13 protein-coding genes are annotated in these 12,842 nt (G+C 66.0%); all 13 read right to left on the reverse strand.

The features are described from left to right. Positions 1–50: 50 nt before the first annotated feature. The gene (locus GTW51_RS03315) at positions 51–458 is read right to left on the reverse strand and encodes a hypothetical protein (protein WP_163042425.1); all 408 of its coding nucleotides are present in this window, start codon (positions 456–458) and stop codon (positions 51–53) included. After that, the gene (locus GTW51_RS03320; RefSeq protein ID WP_163042426.1) at positions 455–1,210 is read right to left on the reverse strand and encodes a flagellar biosynthetic protein FliR; all 756 of its coding nucleotides are present in this window, start codon (positions 1,208–1,210) and stop codon (positions 455–457) included. The genes GTW51_RS03315 and GTW51_RS03320 overlap by 4 nt, the downstream gene beginning before the upstream one ends. Next, positions 1,207–3,303 carry a flagellar biosynthesis protein FlhA gene (gene flhA, locus GTW51_RS03325; protein WP_163042427.1) on the reverse strand — a complete coding sequence of 699 codons (2,097 nt, stop codon included), beginning with the start codon at positions 3,301–3,303 and terminating at the stop codon, positions 1,207–1,209. The genes GTW51_RS03320 and flhA overlap by 4 nt, the downstream gene beginning before the upstream one ends. Before the next feature lie 211 nt (positions 3,304–3,514). Next, entirely contained in the window at positions 3,515–3,784 is a 270-nt protein-coding gene (fliQ, locus tag GTW51_RS03330) for a flagellar biosynthesis protein FliQ (RefSeq protein ID WP_163042428.1), read from the reverse strand. A 4-nt stretch (positions 3,785–3,788) separates the two neighbouring features. After that, entirely contained in the window at positions 3,789–4,187 is a 399-nt protein-coding gene (gene flgD / locus GTW51_RS03335) for a flagellar hook assembly protein FlgD (protein WP_163042429.1), read from the reverse strand. Further along, on the reverse strand, positions 4,184–4,642 hold the full coding sequence (gene flbT, locus GTW51_RS03340) for a flagellar biosynthesis repressor FlbT (protein ID WP_163042430.1): 459 nt from the start codon (positions 4,640–4,642) through the stop codon (positions 4,184–4,186). The genes flgD and flbT overlap by 4 nt, the downstream gene beginning before the upstream one ends. A 1-nt stretch (position 4,643) precedes the next feature. Beyond that, positions 4,644–4,991, reverse strand: a complete 348-nt coding sequence (gene flaF, locus GTW51_RS03345; RefSeq protein WP_163042431.1) for a flagellar biosynthesis regulator FlaF — start codon at positions 4,989–4,991, stop codon at positions 4,644–4,646. 133 nt (positions 4,992–5,124) lie between these two features. Next, a complete protein-coding gene (locus tag GTW51_RS03350; protein WP_163042432.1) occupies positions 5,125–6,204 on the reverse strand; it encodes a flagellar hook-associated family protein in 1,080 nt (359 codons plus the stop codon). 12 nt (positions 6,205–6,216) lie between these two features. Next, positions 6,217–7,695 (reverse strand): flagellar hook-associated protein FlgK, encoded by a 1,479-nt coding sequence (flgK, locus tag GTW51_RS03355; RefSeq protein ID WP_163042433.1) that lies wholly within the window; start codon positions 7,693–7,695, stop codon positions 6,217–6,219. A gap of 41 nt (positions 7,696–7,736) precedes the next feature. Continuing rightward, positions 7,737–8,891 carry a flagellar hook protein FlgE gene (locus tag GTW51_RS03360; protein WP_163042434.1) on the reverse strand — a complete coding sequence of 385 codons (1,155 nt, stop codon included), beginning with the start codon at positions 8,889–8,891 and terminating at the stop codon, positions 7,737–7,739. Positions 8,892–9,055: 164 nt separating this feature from the next. Next, entirely contained in the window at positions 9,056–9,727 is a 672-nt protein-coding gene (locus GTW51_RS03365; RefSeq protein WP_163042435.1) for a response regulator transcription factor, read from the reverse strand. A 233-nt stretch (positions 9,728–9,960) separates the two neighbouring features. Then, the gene (locus GTW51_RS03370) at positions 9,961–11,538 is read right to left on the reverse strand and encodes a flagellar hook-length control protein FliK (protein ID WP_163042436.1); all 1,578 of its coding nucleotides are present in this window, start codon (positions 11,536–11,538) and stop codon (positions 9,961–9,963) included. Continuing rightward, positions 11,535–12,758 carry a hypothetical protein gene (locus GTW51_RS03375; protein ID WP_163042437.1) on the reverse strand — a complete coding sequence of 408 codons (1,224 nt, stop codon included), beginning with the start codon at positions 12,756–12,758 and terminating at the stop codon, positions 11,535–11,537. The genes GTW51_RS03370 and GTW51_RS03375 overlap by 4 nt, the downstream gene beginning before the upstream one ends. Positions 12,759–12,842 lie beyond the last annotated feature (84 nt).

The raw sequence follows: 12,842 nt of genomic DNA on the forward strand, positions 1-12,842 counted from the left end.
CTGGTCGCGCTGCTGCGTCGATCGTCGTCTCGGCTTGTAGCGCCGCGGGCTTATTCGAAGCTTGTCCGGCCGCGCGCCAGATGGCCTTCGATGGTCGATCGCAGGGCACTCGCCTCGTCTTCCGCTGCCGACAGCTGGGCAGCCTCGCCGCGAACCTTCTCGACCCCCTTCTCCGAGCGGCGCGCCGAGCGGATCCGCGTCTCCGTCGCCGCCTGCAGGTCGGCATTGGACCGGCGGGCGACGTCGTTGCGGCGCAGCCCATTGACCTTCGCGCCGACGAACAGGCCGTGCAGCGCGGATTCGGTGCCGAGGCTGGCGATGAGCTCGGCCGTCGTGCGGTCGATGGCGGCGCCTTCCTCGCGCAGATGGACGAGGCGCCACTCCTCCAGCAGCCGCTTCTGGCGCTGGACCTTGAGGATCCGGTCGAGGCGCCGCAGCCGCTCGTGCTCCGCGCTCATCCGGCCAGCACCCAGGCTTCGAAGGACTGCAGGAAGATCACCAGGAAGTCGCCAATCGTGTAGGCGAAGAGCACCAGCCCGCCGGCGAGGACGAAGGGCAGCGAGATGAAATACACCGGGATGGTCGGCGTCAGCTTGTTGGCGAGCCCGATCGCGAAATTGACGACGATTCCATAGAGCAGGAAGGGGCTCGAAATCCGCAGGCAGAGCAGGAAGGCCTCGTCGAGATTATCGGCGATGCTGGCGAGGTTGCCGCGCACCGAAAAGCCGGCCGACGTCGGCATCGCGGTATAGGAGGCGACGAGCGCCCGGGCGATCTCGGCATGCAGGTTGAGGACGAAGATCATCGTCGTCGCCGTCAGGGTCACTAGCGTGACCATCGCCGGCGCCGGTTCGTTGTCCTCGATCGCCCCGCCCATCGCCATGCCCATGCCGATCGAATTGGCCATGACGTGACCGGCGAACTGCAGGGCGATCATGAAGCTGCGCCCTAGCAGGCCGATGAACATGCCGTTGAGCAGCTCGCTCGCCATCAGCGCCAGCCGGCCGTTGTCATCGGCGGCCGCGACCAGCGGCTGGATCGTCGGCAGCAGTCCCGGCGACAGCGCCAGCGAGATCGCGAAGGACAGGAATAGCCGGATCTGCATCGGGATGCGCGAGGACGAAAACCCCGGCAGCAGCATCAGGCAGGCGCCGATCCGGCAGAAGATCAGGAACAGCGCGAAGAAGAGCTCCGACAGCTCCGGCGTCACGAGATCGACCCGACCGTCTTGATGTCGACGCCGCGGGCGATCTCCACATGCGAGAGCACCGGCAGGTTGACGAAGATCCGCTCGATCATCATGCGCACGTAAGGCCGCGCGTCCGGCGCCGCGACGAGGACGAACATCTCGCCTTGGTCCATCTTCTCGCGGATCACCTTGGTGGCTTCCGTCGCGAACTGTTCGACGACGCGCGGATCGATGTCGAACTCGATGACGTCGCCCTTGCCGTCCCGCTTGAGTGCCTGGTGGAAGGCGAGGTCCCACTGGTTGCCGAGGCGCAGCACGCCGAGCTTGCCGTCGTGCAGGAGATCGCCGCAGATCTGCTGCGCCATGCGCATGCGCACATGCTCGACGATCTGTTCCGAGCGACGCACATGCGGCGCGATCTCGGCGATCGCCTCGAGGATCAGGTTGAGGTTGCGGATCGACACGCGCTCGGCAAGCAGCAGCTTGAGCACCGCCTGCAGGCCCGAATAGGACATGTGGGCCGGGATGATCTCGTCGATCAGCCGCTTGTATTCCGGCTCCAGACGCTCGGTCAGCGCCCGCATGTCCTTGTAGGACAGGAGCTGCGCGAGGTTGTTGCGGATCACCTCGGAGAGGTGCGTCAGAACGATCGACAGCGTGTCGATCGGCTCGAAGCCCTGCCGGCGGGCTTCTTCGGCAAAACTTCCCGAAATCCAGGCGGCCCGCATGCCAAAGGCCGGCTCCTTGGTGATGTCGTGCGGCATGTCGGGCTGGCCCGCATCGCCGAGTACGATCATCAGGTCGCCGAGCCGCAACTGCTGGGCCGCCACCACCGTGCCGTGGATCTTGATCTGGTAGGATTTGGAATCGACCGAGAGGTCGTCCGACAGCTTGATTTCCGGCACCACGAAGCCGTAGCGGGCGGCAAAGCGCCGGCGCATCTTCTGGACCCGATGGGCAAGCTCGTCGCGCTTCAGCACGAGATGCGCCGAAGCCTGCTTGCCGAGAACGAGCTCGATCTCGACGATCTTGAGGGATTCCTTGACCGAGGTGCGCTCGGCCTCGACGGCGAGCTTTTCTTCCTCGTTGCGGACTTGCTCGACCTTGCGCAGCTCGTCCCGACGCTGGCGCGGGATGATGTAGGCGAGGAAGCCGAGGCCTGCGCCGAGGATGAAGAACGGGATGAACGGCAGTCCGGGCAGGAAGGCGAGGATCGCCATCAGGACGCCCGACACCGCCATGGCGCGGGGGTAGAAGCCGAGCTGGCCGATGACGGCGAGTTGCGCCGCGCCGCGATTGCCGCCCTTCGACACCAGCAGGCCGGCCGCCAGCGAGACGATCAGCGCCGGGATCTGCGTCACCAGCCCGTCGCCGACCGACAGCTTGGTGAACACATCCGCCGCGCTGGCGGCATCCATTTCGTGCCGTGTGATGCCGATGATGATGCCGCCGAAGATGTTGACGGCGGTGATGATCAGCCCGGCGATCGCGTCGCCGCGGACGAATTTCGAGGCGCCGTCCATCGAACCGAAGAAGGAACTTTCCTCCTCCAGTTCCTGACGGCGCGCCTGCGCCTGGCGCTCGTCGATCAGTCCAGCAGAGAGGTCGGCATCGATCGCCATCTGCTTGCCGGGAATGGCGTCGAGCGTGAAGCGCGCGCCGACCTCGGCGATGCGGGTCGCGCCCTTGGTGATGACCAGGAAGTTGACGATGATGAGGATCAGGAAGACGACGATGCCGATGACGAAATCGCCGCCCATGACGAATTGCGAGAAGCCGCCGATGACGTGGCCGGCCGCGTTCACGCCGTTATGTCCTTCGGCCAGGATCACGCGCGTCGTCGCGATGTTGAGCGACAGGCGCATCATCGTGGCGAGCAGCAGAACCGTTGGAAATGCCGAGAAGTCGAGCGGCTTCTGGATCCAGAGCGCGACCATCAAGATCAGCACGGAAAGCGCGATCGAGAAGGCAAGGCCGATATCGATCAGGAAGGACGGGATCGGAATGAACAGGACCGTGAGGACCAGCACCACCGCGATCGCGAAGCCGATGTCGCGACCTCCGGTGACGCTGGGGGCTTCGACCCGACGAGGCTTCAGAATATCGGCGGACATCGCAGCTTCCCGAACTCAACTGTCATGACCCGTGCGGCAGTCGCGGCGGGCGTCGAGGCTGAGGTTTCGCAAACGAAGGTTGCTTCGGGCTGTTCAGTAAGCGCGTAGCAGAGAGGAAGGTTTCGCTGACGCGGGGGCCGCAAGGCTCGGGAAAGCGGGAGCCGCGGCGAGGCAGCGACCTCGCCGACAGGATCAAGCGGACTGGTACGGCTCAGCTGAAGCCATGCTCGATGCGCGAGTAGGATTCCTGCGTGAAGGCAAAGACCTGCGCGCCGGTGAACGAGGCGGTCAGGGCAATGACGATGAAGATCGCCAGGATCTTCGGCACGAAGGTGAGCGTCACCTCCTGGATCTGCGTCAGCGCCTGGAACAGCGCGATCGCCACGCCAACGATCATCGCCGCGGCGACGGCGGGGCCGCAGGCGGCGACGATGGTCCAGATGGCGGACTGGACGATGTCGAGTGCGTCAGCTTCGTTCATGGTCTCATTTCACCGTCGTGCCGGATTCCAGCATCAGCGTCTTGCCGCCGCCGAGCACGGCCTGCACGCCGCCATCGACGACCCGCACCGCCTCGACCGTGCCGGTGACCGAACCGTCGGCCGAGGTCGCGGTGCGGCCGATCAGCGAGTTCGCCTGGGTCAGCGCCGAGACCGTCATCAGCGAATCCAGCTTCTTGTTGGTCTGGATCGCCTGCTCGACGGAGGAGAACGACGCGAACTGCGAGATGTACTGGGTCGAGTCGGTCGGGTTCAGCGGGTCCTGGTGCGACATCTCCGCGACCAGCAGCTTGAGAAACGAGTCGTAGTCGAGCGTCGAGCTCTTCTCGGCCGTCGTCTGGGCGGCCTGGTAGGACGTGGTTCCGGAAATGCCGCTGACGCTCATCGTGCTCCTCCTGCGGCCAGCCGCAATTCGGTTCGCCCGGACTGGGGCGGGGGGAATGCATCGGCCGTCCTGCCGAGACTTTCGTCCTCGAGCGGGATCAGCGAGCGGACGCGTTTGAGCGCCTCGAAGCAGCGATTGCGCTCGACCAGTTCCGAAGCTTCGGTCAGACCGTCGATGATGTCGCGGTTACGATAGGTCTTGAGCATCAGCGAGCGCGACGACAGGAACAGCTGGCGGGCGGCATCGCTGTCGTTGGGATCCATGATCATCATCTGGATGACGAAATAGAGCTGGCGAAGCGGCGTCGTCGCCTCGTCCGCCTGCATGACATGGCTCTCGAGCAGGAACGTCACGTCATTCAGGAATTCCAGCGTGGTCTTGCGGTCGACCTTGAGCACCGCGCCATTGACGAAGATCCGTTCGCCGGGCCTGAGCGAGATCCGCAGCGTCGCCATGTCAGTTCAACCCGTTGCGGATGAGCGTGGAGATCTCGATGATCCCCTTGAAATTCTCGGACTTGCCGAGCCGGATGGCTTCGGCCTCGCGCATGATCCACAACCCGACGGAGATCAGTTCGGCCCGCAGCTCGTCCGGCAATCCGTTGTCTGCGCCGGCGAGGTCCTCGACGAGGATCGCCCAGAGGCTGCGCGTCGTGTAGATCGCCTCGATCGCGTCGCGGGAACGCGGACCGCTGACGGCCGCGCGCTCGAGCATCGCGATCGAATGATCGAGAGCCTGACGCTCGCGGTCACGGGCGTCGACTTCGACGTCCTGCGTAACTTCCGCATATGAGAACTGATACATTCCAATCCCTTGCTGCTTGTCCGAACCGCCTCCCACGAGCCTGGTCCGGGGTCTTGATCTGTCTTGTCCGGCCTCGCCGAAATGGCGGCCGGATCAGTCCTCGCGGGTGCTGCGTCTTCGGCGCGCAGGACGCCTAGAGGTAGTTCAGGAGGCTGAGCCGCGAGATGCGGGCGGTCAGCGAATAGGAGGTTTCCAGGAGGGTCATCAGCGTGGTCACCCTGGTCGAGGCCTCGTACTGATCGACCTCCTCGAACGAGGCGATCGACAGGGTCAGGACGCTGTTGCGGCTCTTCAGCGTCGCTTCCGTCACATCGAGCCGGCTCTGCTTGCCGCCGATCTCGGAGCGAATCTCGGTGAGCTGGGCGAGGCCCTGGCTGAGAGTCTCGATCGCCCGGCTTGTGAGAACCTGACGTACGTCGCTGCTCATGCCTTCCGCCCCCAGATCGGCGATCATGACATAGGCCTTGGCGATGTTGCGGAAGGCCTCGTTGGAAGCCGGATAGGAGACGTCGAGCGTCTCGCTCTCGCTGATGCGGTTGTAGACCGACGAGCCGTCGGCCTTCGACCAGTTGTCCCAGTTGCCCGCCGGAGGAAGCTCGAACAGGTCGTCGATGTCGCCGTCGATGAAGGCCTCGAGGTCTGCCGCTGGGATGTTCGCGACCGCCGGATCGTCCTGCGCGAAGCCGAATGCCGCCTGGAAAGCCGCGGCCGTGGCCTGCTGGGCCGTCGAGTTCTGCTCGTAGCCGCTGGCCGGACCGCCGCCCACCGCCTCGAAGGCAATCGCCGGCTGGTCGCTGCTGGCGCCGGAGAAAAGGAACCGCGATCCGGCGGCGCTGTTGAGCGCCCCGGTATACTGCTGCAGGGCTGCTTTCGCCTGCTGCACGCTGGCGGTGATGCCCGGGTCGCTGGCGCCGTTGGAGATCAGCGACGCCAGGAGCGCCTCGCCGGTCTTGGCCATGGATTCGAGCGCGGTCTGCATCGTGTCGAAGCGCTGGCCGATGAGCGCATTGGACTCGCGCAGGCGCGTGTTGTTCTCCCGCTCGATGCGGATTGACACGGTCTGGTTGGTCCGCACGCCGAGCCCGAGGCCGACATCGGCCAGGCGACCGGTGGTGACCTCCTTCTGGGCGGTCCGCAATTCGTCCTGGATCCGGAAGACGGCCGATCGCGGCGCCGAGGAGAGCGAGTAGCTGGAAACGAGGAAGTTGCTCACGAAAGTCTCCGTCTATCGAATGGCCAGAAGGGCGTCGATCATCTCTCCGACCGTCGAGAGGAGCTTGCTGGAAGCCTGGTAGGATCGCTCGAGATCAAGCATCCGGGTCATCTCGTCGTCGATATTGACCCCGCTTTTGTCCGAGAGGCTTTCCTGCGTCCGCGACAACAGCACCGACCGATAGTCCGCCTCGTCGACAGCCGTGGCGCGCTGGCCTTCCAGCCAGCCGATCGATGCCGCGCTGTATTCCGACAGTGTCGCCCTTACGCCGGCACCGGCGTTCACGTCGAAATCGCGAGGCAGAGAGAACTGCGCGATGAGGGCGTTCAGCCGCTCCGTGAAGCCGCTGGACCCGTTGGTGTTGTAGCGGAAGGCCGGATCGCCGGGATGGGAGATGGCGCCGTCCCGCAGCAGCATCGGATCGCCGCCGGGCTTCGTCGAGTCGACGCTCGCGGCGATCTGGATCGTCCCGGCCAGGCCCCTGGCGCCGGCGACCGTAGCCGGCACGGTGGTCATGCCGTTCGACGTGAACAGGCCGGCGTATCGCCCGGTATCGGCCGGGTCGGCCTGATTGGTCTCGGCGAAACCGTCGATCAACGCATAGGCGATCCCGTCGAGCTGGCCCTGGAAGCTCACGGCGGTTTCGTCGCGAAGGGTCAGCAGCCCCGCCAGGCTGCCACTCTTGACCGGCATCGGCGAAGCGGCGCCGGAAATGACCACGCCGTCGATCTTGAAGGCGCCGCCGACCACGTTCGGATCGTAGGCCGCCTGCGGGGTAAACTCGACGGCGCGGGCGGCCTTGTCGAACAGCGTGATCCCGGAATCGGTGTAGAGGGCGAGTTCGTTGCCGTTGCGCGTCTGGACATTGACCCCGACATATTGCGACAGCTCGCGGATGATCTGGTCGCGCCGGTCGAGGAAATCGGTGACGTCCGCGCCGGTCGACGTGCCGGACATGATCCGGCCATTGACGGTCTCGAACTCGGCCAGCAGCGCGTTCATCGACTTCGCCGCCTGGTCAAGCTTGTCGTCGGCATCCTTGCGGGTTGCCTGGACCGCGGCACTCGCCTCGTTCAGCCCGTTGGCCATGTCCCGCGCCGCGGCCACGGCCGCCTCGGCGGTCTGCCCGCTCTCCGGCGAGACGGCATATTGCGACAACGCCGCCTTGAGTTGCGCGAGCCTTGCAGCGGGCGACGTCGGCGCATCGACGTCGCCGATCACGTCGCGGATGCGATCCAGCCCGGAGGCTTTCGCATCGGCTGCCCCAAGCGCCGAGGTCGACACGAGCAGCGAGCGGAACAGCGCCGCGTCGCCGGACTGGGCGATCGAGACGATCCTGACGCCGCCCAGCTGCCCTGTCGACAGGTTGGCATATTTGCGCGAGGCGTAGGGGTTGTCGGCGTTGGCGATGTTCCGCGAGACGATCGCGGTCTGGCTCGACACGGTCGAAAGCGACGCGCGGGCATTGGAGAAGGCGGACAGAAGTGACATGGCGCTGGCGGGTCCGATGCGGGGCTAGTCGGTGGGCGGCCCTAGCGTTTCAGGTTGACCAGGACGTCGAGGATCTCGGACCCGGTCTGGAACACCTTCGAGTTGGCGCTGTAGCTGCGCTGCGACTCGATCATGCTGGTCAGCTCGGAAGCGAGATCGACGTTCGACTGCTCGAGGCCGCTCGGGACGAGGCTGCCGAAACCGTTCATGCCGGGGTCGCCGACCTCGACGACGCCCGAAGCGTTGCTGGCGCTGTAGACGTTGCCGGCGGCTGCCGTGAGCTGATCGGGGCTCGGGAAGCGGGCGAATTTTAACTGGTAGAGTTCGATGATGGCGCCGGAATCCATGATGCCGTTGAGCGTGCCGTCCTCGCCGAAGGCGAATTCGCTGAAGGTGCCGGCCGGGTTGCCGTTGCCGACGAGGCGCGCGGAAAAGTCGGTGGCGTATTCGGTCAACGGCCCGAGGCCGATCGGGATCGCCTCCCCGCCCGGCAAGGTGTAGGCCATTGCCGCGGGCGTGGCCGTGCCGAGACCGGTCACCGCGTTGAAGTCGATGACGCTGGTCTGCGGCCCCAGGCTGTCGTCATAGGTGATCGTCCACTGATTGGCCGCCGTCTTCGTCATGTTGACGTCGACAACGATCTCCCTGCCGACGTCGTCGTAAATGACCATCGACGACTTCTTGGTATCGTTCACGGCCGCCGATTCCGGGAACTGCAAGGCGAAGTTCGCCTGGGTCGTGCGCTGCGGCGCGACGATCTCGCCGACCGGCAGCGTGATCGGCCCGGCGCTGCCGTCGAGCGCGGTCGTATCCTTGAGCCGGTATCCAGCGGAATTGACCAGATAGGTGACGTTGTTCTCGGTGCGCTGCACGAAGGAGCCGGCGCGAGTATAGAATTCGCGACCGGCAGCATCCTGGACGACGAAGAAGCCATCGCCCTGGATGGCAAGGTCCGAACCGGACGAGCTGGCGGCGATGTTGCCCTGCTGGCTGACCGACTGGCGAACCTGGGTGGTCACCGAGCCGGAATTGTACTCGCCACCGCCCTGCGCGATCACCAGCGAAGAGAACTCGGCCGAGTTCCGCTTGTAGCCAGTCGTACCAGAATTGGCGATGTTGTCGGAAACGACCGAGAGGCGGTTTGCCTGAGCGTTCATTCCGGAGACACTGGTTCTGAAGACGCCGTTGATGCTCATGATCTGCTGCTCCGTGCCGCGTTGTTCCGCGCCATGATTAGAAAGCGAAGCTTGCCTCTGGCTGTTGGCTCTCCCGCATTGCGAAGTAGATTTTATAAAGAAAAAAGCCGCATCGGATAATCCGACGCGGCTTGAACTTTTAATACTTTAGTAACGATCGCTTTTTATTCTACACCGATGCCATAACCGAGATAGCGCTTCGACGACACCGGATCGTAGCCGAGGCGCATCTTCAGCTTCTTGCGCAGCTTGGAGATATGGCTCTCGATGACGTTCTCCTCGACGTTCTCGTCGAAGATGCCGTAGATGGCGCTGAACAGCTGCTGCTTGGAAACCCGGCGACCGCGATTGGCGACCAGATATTCCAGGATGCGGCGCTCGCGGCGGGGCAGTGCCATCGGCTTGCCCGCGACTTCGGCGTCGCGACCGTCCTGGTAGACCGAGATTTCGCCGACGATCGTGCGGGCCTGCTCGATCGCCTCGCGGCGACGGATGGCGCCGACCCGGGCGAGGATTTCCTTGACGTGGACCGGCTTGGCGACGACGTCGTCGACTCCGGCGGCGAAGAGATCGAGCGTACCGTCGAGGTTGCGGCTGTCGGAGAGCGCGATCAGCGGTGCCTTGGAGCGGGAGCGGATGAAGCGGGGGCAGATGGCGCGATCGTCGAAATCGCCCAGCAGGAAGGCTTCGACCGCCGAAATATCGGCGTCCGGCGCGGTCTCGACCCACTCGCGAAAATCGTCTGCCTGGAACCCGGCAGCGGAGACGCCTTCACGGCCGAAAAGGGACTGATAGCCGCTCGTCACAAGCTCACGATTGTCCACTACAACGATCATCTCAACCCCTCCGGCCCCGCCGTTTTGCTCTGCGAAAAGAGGTAACCTGACCTGAGTCTTGCGCCTATCCTGAAATTTAGTGATCCGTTAACCATAATCGGCGGATAGCGGCTAAGTATCGAATCCGATTCGCGAATTTTTTTCGTTACCAATTCCTTAATGGGACAGGTCCGGGCCAGCCGCGTACCGTAGGGCGGCGGGCGGTCTATGGCCGGGCGAACGAAGATCCTAGTTCAGAGATAGACCGAACGATCGAGATCGCTGCGGGCTGTCTGGGCATCCGCCGTGATGCGCGTGCCCTGGCCATCGCCACTCGCACCGCCCTGCCCGGCCGCGCCACGCTGCCCCCCTGACGGGTTTTGCGACGCGTCGCCGTTCGGCGCCCCCCCATCGGCCGAAGCGCCATGCGGCGTGCCGTCAGCAAAGCCGGGCGACGTGGCACGGGCCTGGCCTGGATCACGCAGGCCGATGCTGATCGCCGCGTCGTCGACGGCGAAGCCGGACTGGCTCAGCAGCGATTTCAGCCCTTCGGTGTCGTCCTTGAGGCGCATGACCGTTTCCGGCTCGCTGGCCATGAGCTGGATGGCGAGCTGCCCGTCGATCAGCTTCAGGGTCACGTCGACCTTGCCGAAATGCGCCGGCTGCAACTGGATCTGCACCGTCTTCAGCGCCGCACCGCCGGCGCGCAGCCGCAGATTGCCGGTGGTCTCGGCGCTGTCCGGAGCAGCGCGGAACTCACCGAACGCACTGCCCAGGGCCGAGGCGACCTGACGCATCGGCGGTACCGTGGCTATCGTGCCTGGAGCGGAAGGGCCGGCAGAGGCGGCGGGCTCCGGGAATACGGTCGAACTTTCCGTCTTCGTCGCGGGATGTCTCTCGGTGGCGGCGTCGCCACCCTTGGCTTCGTCGCGGACAGAGCCGGGCCTGACGCCAGGCGAAAGCGCGTCTACCGTTGCGGTGGCGCCGGCATTGGCGACCTTTCGCGAACCGTCCTGCGTGGCACCTGCGCGAACGCCTGCTACAGCGTCGTCCGCTGCATCGATGGAAGCAGCGCTCGGCTGCGCGGCATCGTCCGCGACGAGCCGGCCAAGCGCGCCGTTTCGTGCCGCGAACGTGGCCGCCACGGCGCCCCTGTCGTCACCCCGTCCGGCTGGCGCGAAGTCGGTTCGCATCGACACGAAGTCGGCCCGGACCTGGTTGCCGGGCGCTCCGTGACCCCGGGCGGCGAAGCGCAGCGGCGCGGCGTCGCCATCGAACACCGCGGCCGCCGTCGCATCGAGGCGCCGGAACAGGTCCGTCCGCGCGTCGTCAGGCATGCTGTCCGGCAGTCCCGCAAACGGATCTCTCGGGGCGCTGATCTCTCGCGGCCCGTCGGCGAGGTCAGCGACGGGGCGCGCAGTGGGATTGATGGTATCGGGGATGCTGCCCGCCGGTGTCGCCATGGCCTTCTCGCCGGTCGGCCCTGCGGCTGCAGCAGAATGCCGGGGACCGGCCTCGAAGGCCGCGAGGATGGCGGCGAGGCCCTCGGGCCGGGGATCGGCAGGCGCCCCGTCACGGCCTTCCAGGGGCGGCGTCATCTCGGACGGCGATATGCTGGCGAGGGCGGCATTGCTGTCACCGTCCGCCGGTCCGCGGCCCGTTGACGCCGCGTCGGCGGCAGCGTCGCCAACCGTGGTGGCAGGCTGCCTGTCCTCGCGGGCGCCGAGCGCGACGGCGAACCCTTCACCGCCGCCGCTGCGCTCGTCACGGGCCGCCGCGCGGCGCGCGGCAGGCTGCGAAACAACGTCGATTTGCTTCGGCACAGCGGTCATGGAGCACGTCTCTTCTGGTCGCCGCGCATCGCCTCCAGGAGCGCTTCGCCCCGGGCCAGCATGTCGGCCGCGGGCAACGGCACCGCATCTTCGTCATCGTCGTTCGGAACCGACGTGGCGCCGGCGAGCAGGGGCTGGCGCATCTGCTCGAGCAGTCTCACGGCGGCGGTGCGCAGCTTCTGGTCGGCCGGGTGGAGCAGCGCCGGATCGATCGCCTCGAGCGTCGTGCGGACCTCGACGAAATCGCGCTCCGTCAAGGTCGCCGCGATTTCGTAGAGCGTGGCGCGCACCCGGTCTTCGCGCGTCATCGCGGGAAAGGCCAGGGCCCGCGATGCGGCCATCGCCGCAAGCCGGAGATTGCCGGTCACCAGTGCCCGGCGCCCGACGGCGAGGAAGATCGACAGCTGCTGCTCGGACGGGATCGTGAACGTGGCATCGACGATGGCGGCGACTGTCGCCTCCTCCGTCCCCGCCGGCCGATCCGCATAGACCGAAGCGAAACGAGCACGAAAATTCCCGGCATAGGCCGATTTCGCGAACCGCTCGAAATACTGCCGGGCAAAGCGGTTTGCCGCCTCCGGCTCACCCGTCCCCTCGGCCAGCATCACCCCCATGCGCAGCGCCGCCTCTTCGAGCAACGTGCCCGGGGCCGCCAGCATCACCCGCTTCAGCCGGGCCAGCGCCACGTCGGGATCGGATTCCTGCTGCAACTGCGCCAGCGCGAGTTCCACCTGCGCCACGAGGCCGGTTTCTCCCGTCGCGAGGTTGATGGCGCCGAGCTTCTCGATCGCTTCGGCGGAGCGGTTCTCGACATAGGCGAGCGCGCCTTCGAGGAGCAGTCGGTCCTCGCCCTCCGGTGACGTGCGTTCGATGACCTTGCGCAGCACCGGCGGCGGGCCGCCACTCAGCACGAACAATGCCGCCGCCCGGCGATTGCGTGGGTCCTGCCAGACCTCCGGCGCCAACTCGGCGAAGGTCGGTCCGTAGCGCCGCAGCAGGCGCGACTGAACCCGGATGGCGGCGCCGTTGCCGCGCGCCACCTGATCCTGAAGGAACTGCAGCGAGCGGACGATCTCGTAGGGCATCGGGCCCTGCTCCATCGTCGCGCCGGCCTCACCCGCCAGATCCGGCAAGGCCTCGTCGGTGGTTGCGGCCTGCCGGGCCGTTTCGCCCGCCTGACGGACCCGCGCCGCGGTAGCGCCAGGTTCCTCTGAAGCCATCGCCGGCCTGCTCTCCTGGGCAAACGCAAGCGGACAGGGCGCGAGCATCATCAGCACCGCGACAGCAGCGAATCGTGATAGGCG

The organism is Aurantimonas aggregata (assembly GCF_010500835.1).
Classification (GTDB): Bacteria; Pseudomonadota; Alphaproteobacteria; order Rhizobiales; family Rhizobiaceae; genus Aurantimonas; species Aurantimonas aggregata.

Excerpts from the sequence above, each read along its gene's own strand:
- GTW51_RS03315 (WP_163042425.1), bottom strand. The coding sequence starts at position 458 with ATGAGCGCGGAGCACGAGCGGCTGCGGCGCCTCGACCGGATCCTCAAG.
- flhA (WP_163042427.1), bottom strand. The coding sequence starts at position 3,303 with ATGTCCGCCGATATTCTGAAGCCTCGTCGGGTCGAAGCCCCCAGCGTC.
- fliQ (WP_163042428.1), bottom strand. The coding sequence starts at position 3,784 with ATGAACGAAGCTGACGCACTCGACATCGTCCAGTCCGCCATCTGGACC.
- flgD (WP_163042429.1), bottom strand. The coding sequence starts at position 4,187 with ATGAGCGTCAGCGGCATTTCCGGAACCACGTCCTACCAGGCCGCCCAG.
- flbT (WP_163042430.1), bottom strand. The coding sequence starts at position 4,642 with ATGGCGACGCTGCGGATCTCGCTCAGGCCCGGCGAACGGATCTTCGTC.
- flaF (WP_163042431.1), bottom strand. The coding sequence starts at position 4,991 with ATGTATCAGTTCTCATATGCGGAAGTTACGCAGGACGTCGAAGTCGAC.
- flgK (WP_163042433.1), bottom strand. The coding sequence starts at position 7,695 with ATGTCACTTCTGTCCGCCTTCTCCAATGCCCGCGCGTCGCTTTCGACC.
- GTW51_RS03360 (WP_163042434.1), bottom strand. The coding sequence starts at position 8,891 with ATGAGCATCAACGGCGTCTTCAGAACCAGTGTCTCCGGAATGAACGCT.
- GTW51_RS03365 (WP_163042435.1), bottom strand. The coding sequence starts at position 9,727 with ATGATCGTTGTAGTGGACAATCGTGAGCTTGTGACGAGCGGCTATCAG.
- GTW51_RS03370 (WP_163042436.1), bottom strand. The coding sequence starts at position 11,538 with ATGACCGCTGTGCCGAAGCAAATCGACGTTGTTTCGCAGCCTGCCGCG.
- GTW51_RS03375 (WP_163042437.1), bottom strand. The coding sequence starts at position 12,758 with ATGGCTTCAGAGGAACCTGGCGCTACCGCGGCGCGGGTCCGTCAGGCG.